At 65.9% G+C, this 24,437-nt stretch carries 18 protein-coding genes, 1 tRNA gene and 1 pseudogene; 15 read left to right on the top strand and 5 right to left on the bottom strand.

Going from position 1 to position 24,437, the window contains the following annotated elements:
- Positions 1-36 precede the first annotated feature (36 nt).
- Positions 37-1,332 carry an MFS transporter gene (locus tag ACNI3Q_RS11000; protein WP_426276593.1) on the top strand — a complete coding sequence of 432 codons (1,296 nt, stop codon included), beginning with the start codon at positions 37-39 and terminating at the stop codon, positions 1,330-1,332.
- On the opposite strand, the gene bglX is transcribed toward ACNI3Q_RS11000, so the two are convergent.
- The gene (gene bglX / locus ACNI3Q_RS10995) at positions 1,293-3,584 is read right to left on the bottom strand and encodes a beta-glucosidase BglX (protein WP_426276591.1); all 2,292 of its coding nucleotides are present in this window, start codon (positions 3,582-3,584) and stop codon (positions 1,293-1,295) included. The two genes, ACNI3Q_RS11000 and bglX, sit on opposite strands and share 40 nt — an antisense overlap.
- 162 nt (positions 3,585-3,746) lie before the next feature.
- Here bglX and ACNI3Q_RS10990 point away from each other — a divergent pair, with 162 nt between their 5' ends.
- The 3 genes from ACNI3Q_RS10990 to ACNI3Q_RS10980 all read left to right on the top strand — a co-directional run bounded on the left by ACNI3Q_RS10990 (position 3,747) and on the right by ACNI3Q_RS10980 (position 9,318).
- Positions 3,747-4,733 carry a LacI family DNA-binding transcriptional regulator gene (locus ACNI3Q_RS10990; protein ID WP_426276589.1) on the top strand — a complete coding sequence of 329 codons (987 nt, stop codon included), beginning with the start codon at positions 3,747-3,749 and terminating at the stop codon, positions 4,731-4,733.
- Between the two features lie 51 nt (positions 4,734-4,784).
- Positions 4,785-7,766: a TonB-dependent receptor gene (locus tag ACNI3Q_RS10985; RefSeq protein ID WP_426276587.1), complete on the top strand. Its 2,982-nt coding sequence runs from the start codon at positions 4,785-4,787 to the stop codon at positions 7,764-7,766.
- Between the two features lie 76 nt (positions 7,767-7,842).
- Complete coding sequence (locus ACNI3Q_RS10980; RefSeq protein WP_426276585.1) at positions 7,843-9,318, top strand: glucoamylase family protein; 1,476 nt, start codon at positions 7,843-7,845, stop codon at positions 9,316-9,318.
- Here the strand turns inward: ACNI3Q_RS10980 and ACNI3Q_RS10975 are convergent.
- Positions 9,315-12,005, bottom strand: a complete 2,691-nt coding sequence (locus ACNI3Q_RS10975) for a DUF4118 domain-containing protein (RefSeq protein WP_426276700.1) — start codon at positions 12,003-12,005, stop codon at positions 9,315-9,317. The two genes, ACNI3Q_RS10980 and ACNI3Q_RS10975, sit on opposite strands and share 4 nt — an antisense overlap.
- A gap of 108 nt (positions 12,006-12,113) precedes the next feature.
- Here ACNI3Q_RS10975 and ACNI3Q_RS10970 point away from each other — a divergent pair, with 108 nt between their 5' ends.
- The 10 genes and pseudogenes from ACNI3Q_RS10970 to ACNI3Q_RS10925 all read left to right on the top strand — a co-directional run bounded on the left by ACNI3Q_RS10970 (position 12,114) and on the right by ACNI3Q_RS10925 (position 22,197).
- A complete protein-coding gene (locus ACNI3Q_RS10970) occupies positions 12,114-12,266 on the top strand; it encodes a hypothetical protein (RefSeq protein ID WP_426276583.1) in 153 nt (50 codons plus the stop codon).
- A gap of 4 nt (positions 12,267-12,270) precedes the next feature.
- Positions 12,271-12,360, top strand: coding sequence for a K(+)-transporting ATPase subunit F (gene kdpF, locus ACNI3Q_RS10965; RefSeq protein WP_008994571.1), 90 nt, complete (start codon positions 12,271-12,273; stop codon positions 12,358-12,360).
- A gap of 17 nt (positions 12,361-12,377) precedes the next feature.
- On the top strand, positions 12,378-14,081 hold the full coding sequence (kdpA, locus tag ACNI3Q_RS10960) for a potassium-transporting ATPase subunit KdpA (protein ID WP_426276580.1): 1,704 nt from the start codon (positions 12,378-12,380) through the stop codon (positions 14,079-14,081).
- Between the two features lie 14 nt (positions 14,082-14,095).
- Positions 14,096-16,132, top strand: a complete 2,037-nt coding sequence (kdpB, locus tag ACNI3Q_RS10955; RefSeq protein ID WP_426276578.1) for a potassium-transporting ATPase subunit KdpB — start codon at positions 14,096-14,098, stop codon at positions 16,130-16,132.
- Positions 16,133-16,144: 12 nt separating this feature from the next.
- The gene (gene kdpC / locus ACNI3Q_RS10950; RefSeq protein WP_426276576.1) at positions 16,145-16,717 is read left to right on the top strand and encodes a potassium-transporting ATPase subunit KdpC; all 573 of its coding nucleotides are present in this window, start codon (positions 16,145-16,147) and stop codon (positions 16,715-16,717) included.
- 10 nt (positions 16,718-16,727) lie between these two features.
- The gene (locus ACNI3Q_RS10945) at positions 16,728-17,426 is read left to right on the top strand and encodes a response regulator (RefSeq protein ID WP_426276574.1); all 699 of its coding nucleotides are present in this window, start codon (positions 16,728-16,730) and stop codon (positions 17,424-17,426) included.
- A gap of 49 nt (positions 17,427-17,475) precedes the next feature.
- Positions 17,476-18,594: pseudogene (locus ACNI3Q_RS10940) on the top strand (Gfo/Idh/MocA family protein).
- A gap of 8 nt (positions 18,595-18,602) precedes the next feature.
- Complete coding sequence (locus tag ACNI3Q_RS10935) at positions 18,603-20,231, top strand: phytoene desaturase family protein (protein ID WP_426276572.1); 1,629 nt, start codon at positions 18,603-18,605, stop codon at positions 20,229-20,231.
- On the top strand, positions 20,228-21,670 hold the full coding sequence (cysS, locus tag ACNI3Q_RS10930) for a cysteine--tRNA ligase (protein WP_426276570.1): 1,443 nt from the start codon (positions 20,228-20,230) through the stop codon (positions 21,668-21,670). The genes ACNI3Q_RS10935 and cysS overlap by 4 nt, the downstream gene beginning before the upstream one ends.
- A 50-nt stretch (positions 21,671-21,720) precedes the next feature.
- Positions 21,721-22,197: a TM2 domain-containing protein gene (locus ACNI3Q_RS10925; RefSeq protein WP_426276568.1), complete on the top strand. Its 477-nt coding sequence runs from the start codon at positions 21,721-21,723 to the stop codon at positions 22,195-22,197.
- Positions 22,198-22,242: 45 nt separating this feature from the next.
- On the opposite strand, the gene ACNI3Q_RS10920 is transcribed toward ACNI3Q_RS10925, so the two are convergent.
- Complete coding sequence (locus ACNI3Q_RS10920; protein WP_426276566.1) at positions 22,243-22,965, bottom strand: queuosine precursor transporter; 723 nt, start codon at positions 22,963-22,965, stop codon at positions 22,243-22,245.
- A gap of 63 nt (positions 22,966-23,028) precedes the next feature.
- Between ACNI3Q_RS10920 and ACNI3Q_RS10915 the strand changes: the two genes are divergently transcribed.
- Positions 23,029-23,105 (top strand) — tRNA-Arg (locus tag ACNI3Q_RS10915).
- On the opposite strand, the gene ACNI3Q_RS10910 is transcribed toward ACNI3Q_RS10915, so the two are convergent.
- Positions 23,064-23,651: a histidine phosphatase family protein gene (locus ACNI3Q_RS10910; protein ID WP_426276698.1), complete on the bottom strand. Its 588-nt coding sequence runs from the start codon at positions 23,649-23,651 to the stop codon at positions 23,064-23,066. The two genes, ACNI3Q_RS10915 and ACNI3Q_RS10910, sit on opposite strands and share 42 nt — an antisense overlap.
- Complete coding sequence (locus tag ACNI3Q_RS10905; RefSeq protein WP_426276564.1) at positions 23,648-24,436, bottom strand: adenosylcobinamide-GDP ribazoletransferase; 789 nt, start codon at positions 24,434-24,436, stop codon at positions 23,648-23,650. Before ACNI3Q_RS10905 ends, ACNI3Q_RS10910 begins: the two co-directional genes overlap by 4 nt.
- Between the last annotated feature and the right edge of the window lies 1 nt (position 24,437).

The following is a 24,437-nucleotide window of genomic DNA, read 5'->3' as shown; positions in this document are numbered from 1 at the left end:
GCTTTACCGGTGCGCCCCCGCCCCTAAACACCGGCCATGGCCCCGCCCCCGCCCACCCGCCATCCGGCCCGATCGATCCTGTTCGGTTCAGGCGATTTCGGCTTCAACCTCTATTGGCAGGCGCTCAGCCTGTTCCTTCTGTTTTTCTACACCGACCGGCTGGGGCTTTCGCCAGAGGTTGCCGGATCGGTGATGGCTGCGGGCGCAGTGATGGACGGGGCGGCCGATCTGGCCATCGGCATTGCGGTCGATCGCTGGCGCATCCGATATCGACGCGTCGTGGCGATAATGGCCCTGCCGCTTGGCCTGTCGTTCATCCTGATCTTTGCCGAGGGGCTGGGCGGCGGGATCGGCACCATTCTGGCCGCTCACCTCCTGTTCCGGCTGCTCTATGCCGTCGTCAACCTGCCCTATGCCGCCTGGTCGGTGCGGGTCAGCCATGCCAGCGCCGACCGGACGCTGATGTCGGGTGCCCGGATGGCATTCGGCGCGGCGAGCGCGGTGACGGTTGCGCTGGCGATGCCGGGCCTGGGCAATGGCTATACCGGAACGGCCATCCTATTTGCCGGTGCGGCCACCGCCATCCTGCTGATCGTCGCCCTGTTCGTACCGGAACAGCAGATAGAGACGCAGTCGGCCGGCCCCCGATCCGTCCGGCGGGATCTGATGACGCTGATCGGCAATCGAGCCTTCATCACCCTGACCCTGGCCGCACTGGCTGCAACGGTGGCGGGCGCGATCATCGGCCATTCGGTCCTGTATTTCTTTACCCACAGTCTGGCCGCACCAGAGGCGGGGCAACAGGCACTGGCGATGATGGGCGTTGTCGGCGCGGTGACCGTGCCGCCCTGGACGGCACTGGCATTGCGGATGGGCGCGCGTGCCACCTGGCTGGGCGCAGCGGCGCTGGGCATCGTAGCGGCCGCGCTGTTCGCGCTGGTCCCCGGCGTCGGCGTCACCGCAGCCCTGCTGTTCCTGGGCGCCATGCAGACGGCGCTCAGCGGCTTTCACCTGTCCGCCTGGGCCATGCTGCCCGACGCGGTGGATCACGGTGCCGACGCGACCGGCCACCGGGTCGAAGCGACGGCGTTCAGCGTGTTCATGCTGGCGCAAAAACTGGGCCTGGGCCTGGCCGCGCTGTTGCTGGGCGCGGTCTATGCCGCATGGGGGTATCGCGGCGGGACACCGGGACCGGCGGCACGCGATGCCATTCAGTGGCTGATGATCGCCGGCCCTGCCATCGCCGTCGCGCTGGGCGCGGGGGCGATGCTGGGCAATCCGCTGCGCGGGCGTCAGGCCAGCGTGAATTCACCGGACACGCCCTCTGCCTGAGCCGAAGGGGCGATCCACAGCCGGAAACGGCCGGGCTCCACCGTGGGTTTCAAGTCGAGGCCGACAAAGGTCAGGTCGTCCCGCCGCAGCGTGAATTCGACGCGGCGACGCTCGCCGGGCTTGAGGGCCACGCGCTGAAACGCCTTCAGTTCGCGGACCGGGCGGGTGATGCTGGCGGCAATGTCGTGAACATACAGCTGCACCACCTCCACCGCGTCACGGGTGCCCGTATTGGCGATGGTCGCCGCGACCTTGATCGTGCCGCCAGCGGTCAGCGTGCTGCCCGCCCCTTCCATGGCGGAATATTCGATGCGGCCATAGGTCAGGCCATGGCCGAACGGATAGAGCGCGGCATTGGGTGCCTCCCGGTAATGCGCCTTGTAATCCTGACGCGGGCCAGGCGGATTGGGCCGGCCGGTATTCTTGTGCGCGTAATGATAGGGCTGCTGACCGGTGGCATGGGGAAAGCTGACCGGCAGGCGGGCCGACGGCCCCTCCACCCCGAACAGGATGTCGGCCGTCGCCGGACCGGACATCGACCCCAGAAACCAGGTGGCAAGGATCGCCGGGGCGTCCTTGACCGCGCCCGCCAGCGCCAGCCCGCGGCCATGACGAAGCAGGACGACGACAGGCTTGCCCGTTGCGGCCACAGCCTCGGCCAGCGCCATTTGCGGCGCCGGGATGCCGATATCGGTGCGGGACTGCGCCTCACCGGACATGCGCTGGCTTTCCCCGATCGCCAGCACAACGATATCGGCCGCGTTGGCGGCGGCGACCGCCGCCTCGATCCCGCCGGCCAGCGGCTCTTCGATCCCCGATCCGTCGACGGCGGTGACCAGCGCCGGATCGCTCACCAGCGCGCGAACGCCGGTCAGCAGGTCGACCGCCTCTGCATCCGAGCCATAGACGTTCCACGGCCCGATCAGCTCGCGCTGACCCTGAACAAACGGGCCGATCAGCGCGATGCGCTTGCCCGATCGCGGCAGCGGCAACAGGTCGCCGTCATTCTTCAGCAGGACGATCGAACGGCGCGCTGCTTCCCGCGCGACGGCCAGATGCGCCTTGGTGCGCACCCGCGTCTTTTCCCGACGCGGGTCGATGCGGCGGAACGGATCGTCGAACAGGCCCAACTGCTGCTTCAGCGCCAGCACCCGGCCGACCGCTTCATCCAGCCGCGCCATCGGCACTTCGCCCGATGCGACCAGGTCGGGCAGATGCTTGATGTAGAAACCGGACTGCATCGACATATCGACGCCCGCCAAAAAGGCGAGCTTTGCCGCCTCGCGCTCATCGGCGGCAAAGCCGTGGTCGATCAGTTCGAAATCGCCGGTGTAATCGGATACGACCAGGCCGCCGAACGCCCATTCCTTGCGCAGCACGTCGGACAGCAGCCAGGGATTGGCAGTGGCCGGCACGCCGGACAGTTCGTTGAATGCCGCCATCACGGTCGCTGCCCCGGCATCGAACGCGGCCTGGAACGGCGGAAAATACACCTCGCGCAGCGTCCGTTCGGACACGTCGACGCTGTTGTAATCCAGCCCGCCCTCTGCCGCGCCATAGGCGGCGAAATGCTTGGCACAGGCGGCCATGGCATCATCGGCGGAAAGGCCGCGACGCCCCTGAAACCCCCGCACCCGCGCATCCGCCATCAGCTTGCCGAGCAGAATGTCCTCGCCGGCCCCTTCGACGCCGCGGCCCCAACGCTGATCGCGCGCAATGTCGACCATCGGCGCGAAATTCCAGTCGATGCCCGCCGCCGTCGCCTCGACCGCCGCGATCCGGGCAGTCCGTTCGGCAAGGTCGGGATCAAAACTCCCCGCCTCGGCCAGCGGCATGGGGAACACGGTGCGAAAGCCGTGAATGACATCGGCGGCAAAGATCAGCGGCACCTTCAACCGGGAATCCCGTACCGCCGCCTGCTGCATCTGGCGCGCCATTTCCGCGCCATTGCCGTTGAACACCCCGCCGATGCGGCCGCGCCGCACCTCGTCCAGCTGCTGCTGGTAATTGGCCCCGCCCTTGGTCGGGTTCAGCGCGTTCGCGGCGCTGCCCGCCCAGGCGGCAGCCATCAGCGTCACCTGCCCCGCCTTTTCCTCCACCGTCATGCTGGCGATCAGCGCACGGAGCCGGGGCGACAGGGAATCGGCGGCCCCATTCTGCATCAGTGCGCGGGCAGGCGAGGCAACCCATGCCGCGACCGCGCCAGCGCCGATCATCATCGCGCGGCGGCTGATTCGGGGGGTGCGATGCATAAACTCTCCTGAAAAACGAACGGCTTGGCACAAGGCAGGCAGTCATCCTGCCTGACTATTGCAGACGCTTGTAGTTTCTTGTAACCGGTTACATCAAGAGGCGGTCGACAAGACCGCCCGCGCAAGCGGCCCTGAAGGGCCGATGAGGATGAACGGACGGGCATGACCCAGGCGACGATCAGGGATGTGGCGCGCGAGGCGGGTGTTTCCGTCGCGTCGGTGTCGCGCGTCCTCAATCGCCTGCCCAATGTGCGCCCCGAGCTTAAGGACAAGGTGGAGGCTGCGGCCCGGCGCCTTGGCTATGTTCCCCATGCCGGCGCACGCGGGCTCAGCCTGTCCCGCACGGGCACGGTCGGCGTCGTCCTGCCCGACCTGCATGGCGAGTTCTTTTCCGAAATGCTGCGCGGCATGGACCGTGAGGCTTCGGCGCGGGGCATGCACCTGTTGCTGTCCAACATGCATGCTGATCCGCTGCACGGGATCGACGCAATGCGCAGCATGCGCGGGCGGGTCGACGGACTGGTCGTCATGGCGCCTCACGTCGATCCCGACCTGCTGTTCGCGCATCTGCCCGCCAATGTTCCGGCTGTGCTGCTCAACTGCCCCGATAACCGGCAGGGCCGGATGGAATTGCGGATCGACAATGCGGCCGGCGCGCGCACCATGGTCGAACACCTGATCGAAACGGGCCGCCGCGCGATCGTTCACATTGCCGGACCCCGCGGGAATATCGAGGCGGAACACCGGGCACAGGGCTATCGCCAGGCGATGGCCGCGGCCGGATTGCCCGCCATCATCCTGCCCGGGAATTTCGACGAGGATTCGGGCCGGGCTGCGGTCGCAACGATGGCCGCGCGCCAGATCGCGGCCGATGCGGTCTTTGCCGCCAACGACATGATGGCCATCGGCGCGATGGTGGCGCTGCGCGATGCGGGCATGGATGTGCCGCGCAAGATCGCGGTTGCGGGGTTCGACAATATCCCGCTTGCCCGGCTGATCAGTCCGGGCCTGACGACGATGGCAGTGGACATTGCCGACATGGGCGCCCGGGCCATCAACCGCCTGTCGACAATATTGTCCGGAGAAACCGTTCCGCTGACGGAACTTCGTAGCCCCAGCCTCATTATCAGGGCCAGTACCCAGTCCTAATCACAGTAAAAACAGCCCCGGCAAACGGGGGTTCAGCAGGGAAGAAAACCAATGCGTCAATCATCAGCTATCCGTCTGTTGCTGGCCAGCGCGACCGCGCTGACCGGTTCCGTCACGCTGGTCGCGCCCGTTGCGGCGCAGACCACTACTGCATCGATCCGCGGCATCGTCACCGATGCCAGCGGCGCACCGGTATCCGGTGCTACCGTCCGCATCGTCAGCACGGGCACCAATCGCGCGCAGACCGCGACGACGAACGCCAGCGGCGGCTACATCCTGAACGGCGTGCGGCCCGACACCTATCGCATCACTGTAACCGGTCCCAACGGCGAGACGTTCGAGCGCGTGATCGGTGTGGGCGTGGGTCAGGCCGCGACGGTCGATGCCCAAATCGGGGCAGCAGCCGCCCCCGCCGATGATGCCGCCGCAGCGGCCGAACCGACCACAGGCGACGACATCGTCGTCACCGGCACACGCCTTCGCGAAACGCGCACCAGCGAAATCGCAACCAACATCAGCCAGGACCAGATCCGCGTCCTGCCGCAGACGGACCGCAACTTCCTGAGCTTTGCAGCGCTGGCCCCCGGCGTGCGTTATAACGACAGCGAAACCGACAAGAGCTTTTCGTCCGGCGCATCGCCGGCGGCTCAGGTCAACGTGTTCATCGACGGCCTCAGCCTGAAGAACAAGGTGCGCGAAGGCGGCGTCGCTGGTCAGCAGAACAGCCGGGGCAATCCCTTCGGCCAGCTGGCCGTGCAGGAATTCCGCGTCATCACGCAGAACTACAAGGCGGAATATGAACAGGCCGGCGCGGCGATCATCACCGCCGTCACCAAATCCGGTACCAACGAATTTCATGGCGAGATCTTTGGCCAGTACACCGATCGGTCGCTGTCGGAGACGAGCTTCCTCGACCGGCGTCGGGGCAACGCCGAGCCCGCATTCGAGCGCAAGCAATATGGTGCCTCGCTGGGCGGCCCGATCGTCAAGGACCGATTGTTCTTCTTCGTCGCCTATGAAGGCAATGATCAGGACCGCGCCTTCAACGTCCGCTCGACCGGCGCGCCCGATGCCATCACGGAATTCGAAAACTTCTCCGGTCGCCAGATCGAAGAGTTCGAGGGCGCGTTCGTCAGCCCGTTCCGCAGCGATTTCTATTTTGGCAAGCTGACCCTGACCCCGGACGATAACCAGATCTTCGACCTGTCGTTCAGCCGTCGCCAGGAAAGCGACATTCAGGGTTTCGGCGGCAACACCGCGTTCGAATATGCCGAAAACAAGCGCAACCTCGTCGATACCTATCAGTTCAAATGGACCTATAACGGCGACGATTTCGTCAACGAATTCAACGCCAGCTATCTGAACTATGAATTCAACCCGACCTCGCTGAACCCCGATCTGGCCTCGTTCGACTATCAGGGCGTGCTGCTGTTCGGCGGCAAGGATTCGACCCGGCGTGAGCTTCAGCAGGGTTACAATATCCGCAACGACTTCACCTATACCGGCCTTGCCGGTCACGCGATCAAGTTCGGCGCGCGTGTCGAGGTGACGGACATCAGCTTCGATAACCAGGCGTATATCCAGCCGCGCTACTTCTTCCGCCGCGAACCCAACAACAACTTGAACTTCGCCTTCCCGGCCGAAGCGTTGCTGGGTCTGGGCTCCGGCCTGATCGACGCGTCGAACACACAGGTCGGCCTGTATCTGCAGGATGACTGGGATCTGACCGATCGCCTGCAGCTGAACCTGGGCGTCCGCTGGGATTACGAAACCAACGGCTTCAACAACGAATATCGAACGCCTGCCGGGGCGGCAGCCGCACTGCGCGCCGTGCCTGCGAACTTCTATTTCGATCCCGAAAACTACATCACCGACGGCAATGACCGAAAGCCGTTCGCCGGGGCGATCCAGCCACGCGTCGGCTTTTCCTGGGATATCAAGGGCGACCGCAGCACGGTAATCTTCGGCGGTGCAGGCCGCTATTATGACCGCAACAATTTCAACAACACGGTCGATGAACTGTCGCGGACGATCAATCCCATCGGCCGGTTCCGGTTTTCGGCAGACGGCGCGAACCGCGATGGCCAGCCGACCATCCGGTGGAACCCGTCCTATCTGACGCGCGATGGGCTTCAGGCGCTGATCAACGCCAATCCGCAGGTCGGCCTGCCGGAATTGTTCGCGGTAAAGAACGATTCCCGCCCGCCCGTAAACGACCAGTTCTCGTTTGGCGTGCGTCAGCGGATCGGCGTGTTCGAGGCATCGGTCACGGGCTCGTACCAGCGCGGCCGCAACGGATACACCAACCTGTTTGCCACGCGGAACAACGCCGGACTTGGCGGCTGCTGCGACGGCACCGTGCTGTCCGCGGTTCGCGCCGCCGGCTATTCCAACGTGCTGATCGGCTTTGACGGGCTCGATACCCGGTACAAGGCGCTCTATTTCACGCTCGACAAGAACTATACCGAAGTTTCGGGCTGGGGCCTCAACATCGCCTATACGCTGGGCAAGGCCGAAAAGAATGGCGGCGATCTGTTCAGCCTCGATCAGATCACGCCGGATGCCTATGGCTGGCGCGCATCGCCAGGCGACGAACGGCACCGGGTCGTCATTTCGGGCATTGTCGATCTGCCGCTGGGCTTCCAGTTCTCGACTCTGACCACGCTGGGTTCGGGTCAGGCGTATCAGGTGACGGACGGCACCAATGGCGCTTCGGTCGGGTTCAACGACTTTACCGCGCGGTACCCTGAAAAGAACTGCATCGCCGGGGTCTTCGCCTTCTGCGAAGTCAACGTCACGCTGGCCAAGAACTTCGCGATCTTTGGCAGGGAGGACAATTTCAACATCGCGGTCGATGTGCTGAACGTGTTCAACAACAACAATTTCAGCGGCTTTGACGGCTTCTTCAACAACACGATCAACCCGACCACCGGTCAGGTCACCGATCCGCTGCTGCCCGCCAATGCGGACAATGCAGCGAACCTGCTGACCCTGCCGCGCAGGGTCCAGTTCAGGCTTGGCTATCGCTTCTGATAGTCTTGCCGGTCGCGGCGGGGCCTCCTCCCCCCACCCCTGGCCCCGCCGCGGCCAACCCATATGGAGTAGCGACTTGTTCGACAGACGGAAGTTTGTGGGATCGGCGGGGCTCGGCCTTGCCGGTCTGATGGCGGGATGCACCCCGCGCTCGGCCCCGCCCGCCCCGGCAGGTCCGATTGCGGTGGATGGCTGGACCGTCCTCAATGACCGGCCCGCGCTGGACGTGGAGGTCAGCCCGCTGATCGACGATATTCAGCGCCGCGCCTTTCGCTATTTCTGGGAAGTGACGGATGAAAAGACCGGCATGGCGCCGGATCGCTGGCCCACCCCGTCCTTTGTCTCGATTGCGGCCATCGGCTTTGCGCTGACCGCCTATCCGATCGGGGCAAGCCATGGCTGGGTCACGCGCGAGGCGGCGGCTCAGCGCACGCTGACCACGCTGGAGTTCCTGGCCAAGGCGCCGATGGGCGACACGCCGACCGGTGTTTCGGGCTATCGCGGATTTTTCTACCATTTTCTGGGTTCGACGCGCGGCTACCGCTTTTCGCTGTCGGAACTGTCCACCATCGACACCGCCCTGCTGATGGCTGGCGTGCTGTTCGTGCAAAGCTGGTTCGACGATGCAGCCAGCCCGGTGGAAGCGCGCATCCGCGAACTGGCCGAACAGCTGTATCAGGCCGTCGAATGGCCGTGGATCACGCCGCGTGCTCCATTGGTGTCGATGGGCTGGCACCCGGAAAGCGGCTTCATCCGATCAGACTGGGACATTTATAACGAAGGGATGATCCTTTACATCCTGGGTCTCGGTTCGCCCACGCATCCGCTGGCCGATGGCACCTGGGATGCCTGGGCCGCCCGGTTCGAACCCAGCTGGTCGAGCCGATGGGGCGAACCGCATCTGCATTTCGCTCCGATGTTCGGGCATCAATACAGCCATGTCTGGTTGGATTTCCGGGGCATCCGGGATTCCTTCATGTCCGCCAAGGGCATCGATTATTTCGAAAACAGCCGCCGCGCGACCTATGCGCAGCGTAACTATGCCGTCGAAAATCCGGGCGGATGGGCGGGATATGGTGCCGACTGCTGGGGCCTTACCGCGTGCGACGGGCCGGGCGATTTCCGGATGAACACGGGCGGCAGCGACCGGCAGTTCTTCAGCTATTCGGCGCGCGGACCCGGTGAGCGGGACGATGGCACCCTTGCCCCCACCGCGCTGCTCGGCTCGATGCCGTTTGCGCCGGAAATCATCGAGCCGACGGTTCAGGCCATGTATTTCCGCTATGGAGAACAGCTGTACGACAAATACGGTTTTCTGGACGCTTTCAACCTCACCATCACGCGGCGCCCGCCGGAACCGTTCAAGCATGGCGAACTGCGCCCCGGCCTTGGCTGGGTGGACAAGGATTATCTGGGCATCGACCAGGGTCCGATCGTGGCGATGATCGAAAATCATCGCAGCGGGCTTGTCTGGGAAACCATGAAGAAGAACCCGCACATCCGCCGCGGCCTGCAGCGGGCGGGCTTTACCGGGGGCTGGCTGAGCGCCTAACCGTTCATGCCTGCTGGTTCGTCGGGGATGGTCGGGGCGGTTTCCAGCCACGGCATCAGGCTGATGCTGAACTCCGCCCCGCCCTCTGCCCCATTGGCGGCGCTGACCCTGGCCTGCATCGCCTCGGCAAAGCCCTTGGCGATCGCCAGCCCCAGGCCGCTGCCGCCGTGCCGGTCGTTGCCATCGCCGTGGCGGAAGGTTTCGAACACCCGGTCCTGAGCACCATCGGGCAGGCCAGGACCGTTGTCGGCAATGGACAGGACGACGCCATCGGGCATCCGCCGTCCGCTGACGATGATCCGGTCCCCGCCGCCATGGGTCGCTGCATTGGCCAGCAGGTTGATCAGGATGTGATGCAACAGGCGCGGGTCGGCGCGCACCAGCGGCAGGTTGGGCGGCACGCGAAGGTCGATGGTACAGGATGCGAGCACCGCGCGCAGGTCATGCACGGCCGCCACGACGGCATCGGTCAGATCGGTCGGTTCGATCGACAGGTTCAGCGCGCCGCTGTCGATCCGCACCATGTCGACCAGATTGTCGAGAAACCGTTTCAGCCGGCCGACCTCTGCCTGCGCCATGCGGACCGTCTTGTCATCCGCCTGTCCCTCTGCCGCCAGCGCGTCGATCGCCGCGGCCACGCCGGTCAGCGGTGTGCGCAGGTCATGACCGATGGACGATAGCAGCGCCGCGCGCAGCCGGTCGCGTTCGCGCAGCACCGACACCTCGCGCACCTGATCCTCCAGCGTCAGCCGCTCATGCGCCAGTGCGGCCTGACCCAGCAGCGTGGAGAACAGGAGCGCGCGGTCCGCCGACACCGGATTGCCCCCGCCATCATTGGCAAGTCCGATCAGGGCAAGCGTGCCCAGCGCCGTGCGCAGCGGATGGAATTGCCACTCGGCGGCGACCAGGGTGCCTGTGCCGACCCCGGCCGGTTCGCCCCGGCTCCATGCCCAATCGGCGGCGGCGCGATCGACCGGTCCCAGATCAGGCTGATCCGGCGGGCACGCGGCAACGCGCACCAGTTCGCCCTCCCGCTCGTTCAACAGGATGACCGAACAGTTGAGGGTTCGCGCCATTTCCTCGCACACGATCCGGCTGGTGCCATCCCAGTCGGACACGCGGGCAAGCGACTGGCCGAAAGCGGCGACTGCGGCGTTTTCCTGGGCGCTGCGGGCACCCAGATTGGCCCGGTCGCGCAGCCGCGCCGACAGATTGCCGGTGAACACTGCAATCCCGATCAGGACGAACACGGTCAGCAAGCTGCGCGGATCGGCGATGGTAAAGGTGTAGAGCGGCGGCAGGAAAAAGAAGTTATAGGCCAGCCCCGCCGCGATCCCCGCAATCAGTCCGGGGCGCAGACCGGCCCAGATCGACCCGATGATGACCGGCGGGAGATACAAAAGGTCGACGCCCGCCATGCCGATCAGCGGCTCGGCCAGCTTGGCGATCAGCGTCGTGACGGCCAGCAGCAGCGCCAGCACCACATAATCGCGCACCCCGCCCCAACCGCGCAGCAGGGCCGCCGCCTGACGCGGGGCGGACAGCTTGGCCTCCGCCGGGATGACATGCACCGCCAGCCCCTCGCCCGCCCGCAGCATCGCATCGACGACAGATCCATGGCGCAGTTCGAACCACCAGCTGCGCACCGATTTGCCGATCACCAGCTGCGTCGCGCGCATCCCCGCGACATGGGTGCGCAACCCCTCGATCACCGACACCGCCGGCACCGTGGCAATGGTCGCACCCAGCGTGGCGGCAAGGCGCAGGCTCTCGCCCACGCGCTGCCGCTGATCGGCGGAAAAGCCCGCGGCGCGCGGCGTTTCGATGAATACCGCCTGCCACGGCGCCTTCAGCGCGTCGGCCAGTCGCTTGGCAACGCGCACCAGCTGATCCGATCCGGGCAGTTCGCTGACCGCAACCAGCACCCGCTCGCCGCCCGCAAAGGTCCCCGTCGCCGTCGTGGTGGCCAGATCCTCCAGCAGCGACTGATCGACGCTCATCGCAGCGCGGCGAAGCGCCATTTCGCGCAGCGCGGACAGATTGGGACGGGAAAAGAACCGGTCGAGTGCCCGGCTCGCCTCGGCCGGGATATAGACCTTGCCCGCCTTCAACCGCTCGATCAGCTCGTCGGGCGGAATGTCCACCACCTCCACCTCGGCACCGTCGAACACCGTGTCGGGCACCGTTTCGCGCACGCGGACGCGGGTAAAACCCGCCACCACGTCGTTCAGGCTTTCGACGTGCTGGATATTCAGCGTCGTATAGACGTCGATACCGACATCCAGCAGCTCCATGACGTCCTGCCACCGCTTGGGATGGCGGCTGCCCTCTGCATTGCTGTGCGCAAACTCGTCGACCAGCGCCAGATCGGGCCGCCGCGCGATCACCGCGTCCAGGTCCATTTCCTCCAGCCGGTGGCCGCGATAATCAACCACGCGCCGGGGCACGACTTCCAGCGGCTCGACCAGCGCCTGGGTTTCGGTGCGCCCATGGGTTTCGACGACGCCGATCACGACGTCCCTGCCATCGCGCAGCTGCGCGGCACCGTCGGTCAGCATCTCATAGGTTTTGCCGACGCCGGGTGCTGCGCCCAGAAAGATCTTCAGCCGCCCGCGCTGTTCCCGGTTCGCCGCACGCAACAGCGCCTCGGGCGAGGGGCGCTGATCCCGGTCGCTGTCGCTCACCACGGCATCCTGACGTCGTTCATCGGCACAGTCCTGCCATAACCCGCGCCGCGGCAACACGATCCTTATGGAATCTTTATGCTGCAGCCCGCTTTTCGCCCTCGAACGCTAATGCCCGGCAGCCCTAATTGCCCGGCCGGCATCGTCCAGACGCGGACGATAACAGCTGGAGAATGGCCCATGGCCGATGTGACCTGGCTCGCGATTCTGGGCGGGCTGTTCCTTTTGACGCTGGCGCTGGTGCGCCTGGCCGAACGGGGGTGATGCGATGACACTGCCCCTGATCCTGGCCGGCCTGACCGCGCTCGGCCTGCTCGCCTATCTGGTCGCGGCCCTGCTGCGTCCCGAAAAATTCTGACGAAAGGGCCCTTGTCCATGACCGTAGGAGGTTGGGCGCTGATCGCGCTCTTTGTCGTCATTGTCGGCTTGCTGGCCAAACCGATGGGACAATGGCTGTTCGCGCTGTACGAGGGGCGGCGGACGCCGCTGCACGTCGTGCTGGGGCCGGTCGAAACCGGTTTTTACCGTCTGGCCGGCATCGATCCGGCGCAGGATATGGGGTGGCGCCGCTATGCGCTCAGCCTGGTGCTGTTCAACCTTGTCCTGCTGCTGTTCCTCTATGCCATCCTGCGGCTTCAGGACGTGCTGCCGCTAAACCCGCGCGGGCTGGCCGCGATCGGGCCGGACGGCGCGATGAACGCCGCGATCAGCTTTACCACCAACACCAACTGGCAATGGTATTCGGGCGAGGTCGCCCTGTCGAACCTGTCGCAGATGCTGGGCCTGACGCTGCACAACTTCCTCAGCGCGGCCACCGGCATTGCCATCGCCTTTGCCCTGTTCCGCGGCTTTGCGAGGCGCGAGGCGGCGGGGATCGGCAATTTCTGGGCCGATGTGACCCGCGTGACGCTGTATCTGCTGCTGCCGATCAGCATCGTCTATGCCCTGTTCCTGGTGTTCAGCGGCGTGCCGCAGACCCTGTCCGCAATGGTCGATGCAACGACGCTGGAGGGCGCAAAGCAGTCCATCGCGCTCGGCCCCGTGGCCAGTCAGGAAGCGATCAAGATGCTGGGCACCAATGGTGGCGGCTTCTTCAACGCCAATTCCGCGCATCCGTTCGAAAATCCGACCGCGCTGACCAACCTGGTGCAGATTGTCTCGATCTTCATGATCGGCGTCGGCCTTGCCTGGTGCTTTGGCAAGGCGGTGGGCGACACGCGTCAGGGCTGGGCCATCCTGTCCGCCATGGCCGTACTGTTCGTCGCCGGCACTGCCGTCACCTATTGGGCCGAAGCCGCCGGCAATCCGGTGCTGCATCAGCTGGGCGTGCCCGGCGGCAATATGGAGGGCAAGGAAACCCGGTTCGGCATTGCCGCCTCGGCGCTGTTCGCCGTCGTTACCACGGCCGCATCCTGCGGTGCCGTCAACGCGATGCACGACAGCTTTACCCCGCTGGGCGGCATGATCCCGCTGTTCAACATGCAGCTGGGCGAAATTGTCGTCGGCGGCGTCGGAGCGGGCATCTATGGCTTTCTGCTGTTCGCCATCCTGGCCGTGTTCGTCGCCGGCCTGATGGTCGGGCGGACGCCGGAATATGTCGGCAAGAAGATCGAGGCGCGCGAGGTAAAGCTGGCCGTGCTGGCCATCGCCGTCCTGCCGCTGTGCATCCTTGGCTTTACCGCCCTGTCCGCCGTGACCGAGGCGGGCCTGGCCGGACCGTTGAACAAGGGGCCGCACGGATTTTCCGAAATCCTCTATGCCTTTACCTCGGCAACCGGGAACAACGGTTCGGCCTTTGCCGGCCTGACCGCAGGTACGCCCTGGTATAACGGCCTCCTGGGCGTTGCCATGTGGCTTGGCCGGTTTTTCGTGATCATCCCCGTTCTGGCGATTGCGGGTAGCCTGGCGGCCAAGCGGCACAGCCCGGCAACCACCGGATCGTTCCCGACCACCGGGGCGCTGTGGGTCGGCCTGCTGGTCGGCATCATCCTGATCCTGGGCGGCCTGACCTTCCTTCCCAGCCTCGCGCTCGGACCCATCGCGGATCATCTCGCGATGCTGTCCGGCACCCTTTCCTGACAGGAGTGGCATCCATGGCCGCTGCATCATCCATGTTTTCTGCAAAGCTTGTGGTTCCGGCCATCGGCGATGCGTTCCGCAAGCTTTCTCCCCGCGAACTGATCCGCAACCCGGTTCTGTTCACGACCGCCATCGTCGCGCTGCTGCTGACCATCCTCGCCCTTGTCGGCGGCGAGGGGCTCAGTACCGGTTTTCAGGTGCAGCTGATCGTCTGGCTGTGGCTGACGGTGCTGTTCGGCACCTTTGCCGAGGCGCTGGCCGAAGGGCGCGGCCGCGCACAGGCGGCATCGCTGCGCGCGACCAAGGCGGAACTGACCGCCAAACGCACCATCGGCGTTGCCGACGCCTATGAAATCGTCGGCGCGACGCTGCTGCAACTGGGCGATGTCGTCCTTGTCGAAACCGGCGACCTGATCCCCGCTGATGGCGAGGTGATCGAGGGCGTCGCATCGGTCAACGAAAGCGCCATCACCGGCGAGAGCGCGCCCGTGATCCGCGAGGCAGGCGGCGATCGCAGCGCCGTGACCGCGGGTACCCGCGTCATTTCCGACCGGATCAAGGTGCGCGTGACGCAGGAGCCGGGCCAGGGCTTTCTCGACCGCATGATCGCACTGGTCGAAGGGGCGGAGCGGCAGAAGACTCCGAACGAGATTGCGCTGACCATCCTGCTGGTCGGCCTCACCATCATCTTCCTGATCGCCGTGGCGACCATTCCGGGCTTTGCCAGCTATGCAGGCGGCTCGATCCCGGTTGCGATGCTGGCCGCATTGCTGATCACCCTGATCCCCACCACGATCGCAGCGCTTTTGTCCGCGATCGGCATTGCGGGGATGGACCGGCTGGTCCGGTTCAACGTGCTGGCCAAATCGGGCCGCGCGGTCGAGGCGGCGGGCGATATCGACGTGCTGTTGCTGGACAAGACGGGGACGATCACCATCGGTGACCGCGCCGCCAGCCAGTTCCGCCCCCTGAACGGCGTGACCGTGGATACCCTGGCCCGTGCCGCACTGTTCGCCAGCCTGGCCGACGAAACGCCGGAGGGCCGGTCGATCGTCACGCTCGCCCGCGAAAAGCATGGCATCACCGTGCAGGAACTGCCCGCGGGCAGCGAGGTTATCCCCTTCACCGCACAGACCCGAATCTCCGGCGTCAAGACGCTGGACGGTACGATCCGCAAGGGCGCGGTCGATTCCGTGCTGACCGCCATCGGTCAGCCGACCGACAAACACGGCAGCGCCGCCACCGAACTGCGCCGGATCACGGACGAGATCGCCCGCGCCGGCATGACGCCGCTGGCCGTGGCGCAGGACGGCGTCCTTCTGGGCGCAGTCGCGCTGAAGGACGTGATCAAGGCCGGCATCCGCGAACGCTTTGCCGAATTGCGCCGCATGGGCATCCGCACCGTGATGATCACCGGCGACAATCCGCTGACCGCCGCCGCGATCGCCGCAGAGGCCGGGGTGGACGATTTCCTGGCCGAGGCCACGCCGGAGGACAAGCTGGCCCTGATCCGGCGGGAACAGCAGGGCGGCCGTCTGGTGGCGATGTGCGGCGATGGCACCAACGACGCCCCTGCCCTGGCGCAGGCCGATGTCGGCGTTGCCATGAACACCGGCACGCAGGCCGCGCGTGAAGCGGGGAACATGGTCGATCTGGACAGCGATCCAACCAAGCTGATCGAGATCGTCGGCCTGGGCAAACAGCTGCTGATGACGCGCGGCGCGCTGACCACCTTTTCCGTGGCCAATGACGTGGCGAAGTATTTCGCGATCATCCCGGCGATCTTCGTCGCGCTCTATCCCGGCCTTGGCGTCCTCAACGTGATGGCGCTGGCCAGCCCGGAAAGCGCCATCCTGTCCGCGATCATCTTCAACGCGGTCATCATCCCGCTGCTCGTGCCGCTGGCGCTGAAGGGCGTGACCTATCGCCCAATGGCGGCCGGTCCGCTGCTGGCCCGCAACCTGGCCGTCTATGGCCTGGGCGGTCTGGTGGCCCCGTTCATCGGCATCAAGCTCATCGACCTTGCCGTCTCCTCCACCGGCCTTGCCTGAGGGAACCCCGTCATGTTGAACGACCTGAAATCCGCGCTGCGGCCCGCCCTTGTCCTGACCCTGTTGTTCGCCGCGCTGACCGGCCTTGCCTATCCGCTGGCGATCACCGGCGTTGCTCAGCTGATTTTTCCCGATCAGGCGAATGGCAGCCTGATCCGGCAGGACGGCCGGGTGGTGGGATCCAGCCTGATCGGACAGCGATTTTCCGCCGACCGCTACTTTCATGGCCGCCCGTCCGCCGCCGGTGCGGATGGCTATGACGCCATGGCGTCCAGCGGCTCCAATCTCGGCCCGACCTCCGCCGCTCTGGCGGAACGCGTTCGCGCCACACGCCCTGCCGCAGGTCAGACTGGCTCCGCCGACCTGTTGACAGCCTCTGCCTCGGGGCTTGACCCCCATATCAGCCCCGAGGCGGCCTTTTCGCAGGTGGACCGCGTGGCAAAGGCACGCGGCACCAGCGTGGCCCGGTTGCGTGCCCTGGTGAACGCCAGGATCGAACACCCCCTGTTGGGCTTTATCGGCGAGCCGCGGGTCAATGTGCTGATGCTGAACCGTGCGCTCGACGCGGGCAATGCCCGGCCCTAAACCGGGCGGCATGACCCATGCCGCAAAGGTGCTGATCGTCGAGGACGATGCCCATATCCGCCGATTGCTCCGCGCCGCGCTGACGCGGGCGGGGCATGACGCGATCGAGGCGGCATCGGCGCGCGAGGGATTGTCGCTGGTCGAAATCGAGCGGCCCGATGCGGTGCTGCTCGACCTTGGCTTGCCCGACCGGGACGGGCTGGAGCTGATCCAGCTGATCCGGGGCCGGTCCACCGCGCCGCTGCTGGTCGTTTCCGCGCGCGAGGAAACCGCCGAAAAGGTCGCCGCACTCGATCTGGGCGCGGACGATTATCTGACCAAACCGTTTGATACCGAGGAACTGCTCGCGCGGCTGCGCACCGCGCTTCGCCATCGGGCCGCGGGCAGCCAGCCGGTGGTGACTGCCGGCCATGTCACCATCGACCTGGAGCGCCGCCGGGTGACGCGGCAGGGGGCAGAGGTGCATCTGTCGCCCAAGGAATATGGCACGCTGGCCGAACTGGCCCGGTACCCCGACCGGGTGATCAGCCACCGCGAATTGCTGACCAATGTCTGGGGTTCGGCCCATGCCGGCGATGTCGAATATCTGCGCATCGTCGTGCGCGCGTTGCGCCAGAAGCTCGAGGCGGATCCCGCCCGCCCCGCGCTGATCGTCAACGAACCGGGCGTCGGATACCGGCTGACGGCACAGGATGCGTTGCCGGATTAAGGGTTTCTGATCGCCCCGCTTTTCCCTATCCCGTGATGGTCAATTGCGGATGGAGGGGATGATGGAGGCACAGAAGGATCGCCGCGCGGTCTTGCACGGCATCGGCATGGGCGCAATCGCCACCGCCCTGCCCGCCCGCCTCGGCGCCGCCGGTCCGGTGCGCAAGCTGGGCTATGCCATTGTCGGTCTGGGCAGCTATGCAACCGCGCAGATCATGCCCCGCATGAAGCTGTGTCAGCATAGCCGCATCGCGGCGCTGGTCAGCGGAACCCCGGCTAAGCTGGACAAATATGGCGCGGACTATGACGTGCCGAAAACCCACCGCTACAGCTATGCCGATTTCGACCGCATCCGCGACAACCCGGATATCGACATCGTCTATGTCGTCCTGCCCGTTTTTCTTCATGCCGAATATTCGATCCGCGCGCTAAACGCAGGAAAGCACGTGCTTTGCGAAAAGCCGATGGCGATGAACCCGGCGGAATGTCAGGCGATGATCGACGCGGCAAAGGCGGCGGACCGGCACCTGATGATCGGATATCGCTGCCATTTCGAACCCTATAACCGCCGGGCGATCGACTGGGTGCGGCAGGGGCATGACGGCCCGCTGAGCACGCTTCAGGTCGAAACCGGCTTTTCCATCGGCCCCAACCAGTGGCGACTGGAAAAGGCAAAGGCCGGGGGCGGGTCGATGATGGACATCGGCATCTATTCCCTGAACGCTGCGCGCTATCTGACCGGGGAGGAACCGGTGGCCCTGTCCGCGTTCGAAACCACGGACCGGACCGACCCCCGTTTTGCGGAGGTGGAGGACCGGGTATCGTTCATGCTGCAATTCCCCTCGGGCGTCGTTGCCAACTGCCTGTCGTCCTAAAGCTCTGGTCATGGCCGCTATCGCGCGGTGGGCACCCGGGGGTGGCTGGAACTGGAACCGGCAACCTTCTACGGCGGCCATGCCATGCGGGTCAGCCGCGACGGACGGGTCAGCCCGGTCGATCTGCGCAGCACCGGCGATGAACAGTTCGTGGCGATGCTCGACCATCTCGCTCTGTGTGCCAGCACCGGCAGGACGCCGATCGTGCCGGGCGAAGAGGGGCTGCGCGACATCCGCTTGATCGAAGCGATCTATCGGTCGATGAAGGAACGGTCCGTCATCCAGCTTGCCTGAAGGATCGAATGTCCCCCGTCGCCACCCATGACGCCATCATCATCGGGGGCGGGCATAACGGCCTTGTCTGCGCCTTCTATCTGGCGCGCGCGGGGCTGAAACCGCTAGTGCTGGAGGCGCGCGAGATCGTGGGCGGGGCCGCGGTAACCGAAACCTTTGCGCCCGGTTTCCGCAATTCCACCGCCAGCTATACCGTCAGCCTGCTTCAGCCGCGCGTGATCCGCGACATGGCGCTCCACGCCCATGGCCTGACCATTGTTGAACGGCCAGTGGGCAATTTCCTGCCCCTGCCCGATGGCCGCCATCTGCTGGCCGGCGGACAGGCGGACATGACCGCCCAGTTCGCGAAATTCTCGGCCCGTGATGCTGACCGCCTGCCCGCCTATTCCGCGATGCTGGAACGGATTGCCGATGTGCTGCGCGATCTGGCGCTGAAACAGCCGCCCAATGTCGGCGGCGGCGCGGGTGCGATATTGGCCGCGCTTGGCCAGTCGCGTCAGGTCGCCCGCCTGCCCATCGCGGTGCAGCGCGAATTGCTGCGCATCTTCACCTTGTCGGCCAGCGAATTTCTGGACCCATGGTTCGAAAGCGATCCGGTGCGCGCGCTGTTCGGATTCGATGCCGTGGTTGGCAATTATACCGGGCCGGACACGCCCGGTTCCGCCTATGTCCTGCTCCACCATGTGTTTGGAGAGGTGAACGGCAAGCGCGGCCTGTGGGGGCACGCGATTGGCGGAATGGGCGCGATCACGCAGGCGATGGCACGGGCGGCGGTCGCTGCCGGAGCGACGATCCGCACCGATGCGGCGGTCGAGCGCGTGTTGATCGACGATCGCGGCCGGGCGACCGGCGTTCGCCTGATCGGCGGCGAGGAACTGCGCGCACCCCGCATCATCGCGAATGTCGGGCCGAAACTGCTGTACGAACGCCTGTTCGATCCCGCCGATCTGCCGGCCGATGCACTGGCCCGGTCGCACGCCTATCGCGCCGGGTCGGGCACGTTTCGCATGAACGTCGCCCTGTCCGCCCTGCCCCGCTTTGCCGCGCTGCCCGATCCGGGGCCGCATCTGGGCGCGGGGATCATCATGGCGCCCTCGCTTGGTTATATGCAGCGGGCGTTCGACGATGCCCGCGCCCATGGCTGGTCGCGCGAACCGATCGTGGAAATGCTGATCCCGTCGATGCTGGACGACAGCCTGGCCCCGCCAGGCGCGCACGTCGCCAGCCTGTTCTGTCAGCAATTCGCGCCGGTCCTGCCCGATGGCAAAAGCTGGGACGATTGCCGGGACGCGGCCGCCGATGCGGTGCTGGACACCGTGGAGCGGTTCGCACCGGGCTTTCGCAAGCTGATCGTCGCCACCCAGATCCATTCGCCGCTGGACCTGGAACGCACGTTCGGCCTGATCGGCGGCGACATTTTCCACGGCCGAATGAGCCTGGATCAGCTCTGGGCCGCGCGGCCTTTTCTGGGCGAGGCGGAATATCGCGGCGCGATCCCCGGCCTGTATCTGTGCGGATCGGGCACCCATCCCGGCGGCGGCGTGACCGGCGCGCCGGGCCATAATGCGGCGATGCGCGTGCTCAAGGATCGGGGCTGGCTCGCCCGCCTGCCCTTCGCTAAACGCCCCGCACCATGACCACGCTTCGCCTCTACAATTCGCTGACCCGCATGGTCGAGGATTTTGCCCCGCTGGATGCGGACAAGGGCGTGCGCGTCTATAGCTGCGGGCCGACCGTCTATTCCGATCCGCATCTGGGCAACCTGCGCGCCTATGTGTTCACCGACACCCTGGCGCGCGTCCTGCGGTGGAAGGGCTATCCGCTGACCCATGTCATCAACATCACCGATGTCGGCCATCTGACCAGCGATGCCGATGCGGGCGATGACAAGATGGAGGCGGCGGCAAAAAAGCGCGGGCAATCCGCCTGGGACATCGCGGCGCATTACACCGCGGTGTTCAAGGGGAACCTCAGCGATCTCAACATCGGCGATCCATCCGTCTGGTCGGTCGCGACGGATCATATCGGCGAGATGATCGATTTCGCCGCACGGATCGCACCGGCCCATTGCTACGAAATCGACAGCGGCCTGTATTTCGACAGCTCCACCGTGCCGGACTATGGACGGTTGGCCGGGGGACAGGACGATGCCGGGGAAAGCCGCATCGACCCCGTATCGGGCAAACGGCATCCGCAGGATTTCGCCATCTGGCGCAAGACGCCGCCCGGCGAGACGCGCCAGATGGAATGGGACAGCCCCTGGGGCCGCGGCGCCCCGGGCTGGCACCTCGAATGTTCGGTGATGAGCGGCAAATATCTTGGCTTTCCGTTCGATATCCACACCGGCGGCATCGACCACCGCGAAATCCACCATCCGAACGAGATCGCGCAGAACCAGGCATTCTGCGGCTGCACCGCGCCAGAGGGGGTTGCCGCCGGGTTCACCGGCGCGCGCTTCTGGATGCACAACAACTTCCTCGTCGACCGCACGGGCAAGCTGTCCAAGTCCAAGGGGTCGGTCGCGACTCTGGAGGCGCTGAAGGCGGCGGGGGTTCACCCGCTATCCTATCGCCTGATGTGCCTCAGCGCCCATTATCGCAGCGAGCTAGAGTTCGGCGCGGAACAGGTGCTGGCGGCGCAGACCCGGCTGAAGCGGCTGGTGATGACCGTGCGAAAGCTGGAGAATACCGGCGACGGCACGGTGGCCGGCGCCTATCTCGACCGGCTGGACGAGGCGCTGAGCGACGACCTCAACACGCCCCGTGCGCTGCCGGTGCTGGACGAAATACTGGCCGACAAGCGGCTGTCCGCGCCCGACCGGCTGGCGACGCTGGCCGCGTTCGATGCGGTGCTCGGCCTTGGGCTTGCGACCCTCAGCCGGAAGGCGCTGCGCGTCCGGCCTGCCAGCGCCACGTTGACCGAAGTGGAGATCGAGGCGCGGCTGACCGACCGCAAGGAAGCCCGCGCGGCGAAGGACTTCGCCCGCTCCGATGCGATCCGCGACGAACTGACCGCCGCCGGGATCGAGGTGATGGACGGCGATCCGCTCGGCTGGGACTGGCGACCGACGCTCTGACTGGCCTGGCCAGGCCGCTTTACTTGACTAACACACCTGAACCGGCAACAATGCTGGTCGATCAACGGGAGGCGGCGGCGATGCGCGGCAAGATACTGGCGTTCGATTATGACCGGGGCGAAGGGTTCATCAGCGGCGACGATGGCGTGCGCTATCGGTTCGTCCCGTCCCAGTGGCGGATGCAGGCGCATCCGGTGAACGGCCAGACGGTGGATTTCGAAATCGCCGACGGCATGGCGCATTCGATCTTTGCCATCGCGTCGGACAATCTGCTGGCGGGCGAGAAGAACAAATATATCGCCGCGATCCTCGCCTTTTTCCTCGGCATTTTCGGCGCCCACAAATTCTATCTCGGCCGGATCGGCACCGGCGTCATCATGCTGTTGTGCGGCACCATCGGCTGGCTGCTGGTCGTGCCTGGCATTGCCGTCTCGCTGATCGCGTTCATCGAATTCATCATCTATCTGGCGATTTCAGAGGACGACTGGCAGCGTAAATATGTTCGGGGGGACAAGGCCTGGTTCTGATTCGGCAGGCCGTTCGTCCCGGCCGCGAGCGCCAGCGGTCCCGGACTATACCCTGGCGCTGAACGGCGTGAAGTTCGTATCCTGATCGAACAGGTCGACCCCCTCGGCCTGTTTCAGCTTGCCGACCACCAGATAGGTCACCGGGGTCAGCGCCGCTTCCCACGCCACTTTCAGCGCCCAGTTGGTGACCATCACCGTCAGCACCTGTTCGTTGGACCAGATGCCAAGGAACGCGATCGGATAGAAGATCAGGCTGTCGACGCCCTGTCCCACCACGGTCGATCCGATGGTCCGCGTCCACAGATACTTGCCACCGGTGGCAAGCTTCATCTTGGCGAGGACAAAGGAATTGACGAACTCGCCCGCCCAGAACGCGGTGATGGACGCGATAACGATGCGCCACACCTGTCCGAACACGGCCTCATAGGCCGCCTGCCCCTCCCACCCGTCAGCGGGCGGCAGGCTGACGACAACCCAGCTCATCACCGCCATGAACACCAGCGCCGCAAACCCGGCCCAGATGCAGCGGCGCGCACGGGCATAGCCATACACCTCGGTCAGCACGTCGCCCAGCACATAGCTCACCGGAAAAAACAGGATGCCGGCCCCGAACACGAACCCGCCCAGCTGCGCCAGCTTTGCCGCGCCGATGACGTTGGACAGCACCAGGACGACGCAGAACGCGGCCATCACGAAATCGAAATAGCGGAACTGCCCGCTCGATACCGCGCCCGCCGCGACGTGACGCGGAACTGATTCTGACCCCATGCTCATGCCCCCGTTATGCGAACGGTTTCCTGCCCGCGCAATCCGCGCTATCGCGCCCAGCACGCGCCCGTAGCTCAGTTGGATAGAGCACGAGCCTTCTAAGCTTGGGGCCGCAGGTTCGAATCCTGCCGGGCGCGCCACTCCCCCGGCATGACGACCGATCCGCCGCAAGGCGGGACCAGCGCGGGCCAGTCGGTGGCCAGTGCGCCCCGGTCGCGGCCGATCAGGGCCGCGATGGGTCCGCCATGGGTGACGACGATCCCCCGCCCGCCGGGCAGTCGCTGCCGGGCAAGGGCCACCCGGTCGGCCAGTTCGAACGTCGTTTCCCCGCCGCCTGGGCGAAAACTGTCGGGCGTGTCGATCATGCCGTCCATGGCATTGCCGGTCGCGCGATAGATGGCGGTCCATCGCTGCCCCTCCCAGCTGCCGAAATCGCGTTCGCGCCAGCCCCGATCCTCCCCGGTCGGACAGCCACAGGCTCGCGCGATCCGCTCGGCAAGGATCCGCGTCCGGGCCAGCCCGCTATGCACCACCCAAACGGGATTTCGTTCAGCAAGCACCGCCGCCAGCGCAATGGTATCCGCCCTGCCCTGTCGGCTCAGCGGAACGTCGCTGGCGCCATAGCATCGCCCGCGCCATGCCAGCGCCACGGCGGTGTGTCGGACCAGAAGGACCTCCGCGCTCAACCCGCCGTCGCCGCCAGCAACAGGATCAGCTGCCCGGCATAGGCGGCAAAGCCCAGGCAATCGCCCGTACTGCCGCCGATCCGGCGCAGCAGCAGCGCGCGGAACCAGGTGAGGAACAGCCCAGCCGTCGCAACGGCCGCCAGAAATTGCCCTGGCATCCACAGGACCAGCGCGGCAAGCCCGGGGATCGCCGTGACCAGCGCGGTCAGCAGAATGGGCACGCCCACCCCGGACGCCACATCCTTGGCAAGGCCGGTGCCGCCCGGCGCCGGGGCGATCATCGCCATCAGCATGACGACCACCAGCCGCCCGAACCCAGCCGCCGCAACGATGACCGCTGCCGCAAGCGCGGGCGTCATGCCCTGCAGCGCGGCGAGCATCAGGACGGCGCGCACACCGATCGCCAGGATCAGGCCGACCGCGCCATAGCTGCCGATGCGGCTGTCCTTCATGATCCGGCGGATGTCCTCGTCCGTCGTGCCGCCGCCAAAGGCATCGCAGAAATCGGCCACCGCGTCCTCGTGAAACGCGCCGGTCACCCGCGCCTCGACGATCAGCGCCAGTGCGACGGCCACCGGTGCGGGCCACAGGCTGTCGGCGGCGATGGCGATGGCCGCCGTCATCACGCCGATCAGCGCGCCGACCAGTGGAAACCAGCCGACCGCCCGGACCAGCCCGACCGCCACCTGATCCCCGGTCAGCCGGTCGGTGCCGGGCACCGGGATACGGGTCAGGAACTGGACCGCCAGCACGGGCGGCGCCCACCAGGGGCAGGCCATGCCCATG

This window comes from Sphingomonas eleionomae (assembly GCF_049889035.1).
GTDB lineage: Bacteria > Pseudomonadota > Alphaproteobacteria > Sphingomonadales > Sphingomonadaceae > Sphingomonas.
Note: the sequence above shows the minus strand (reverse complement) of the source record. Positions and strands in the feature narration are given on the sequence as shown.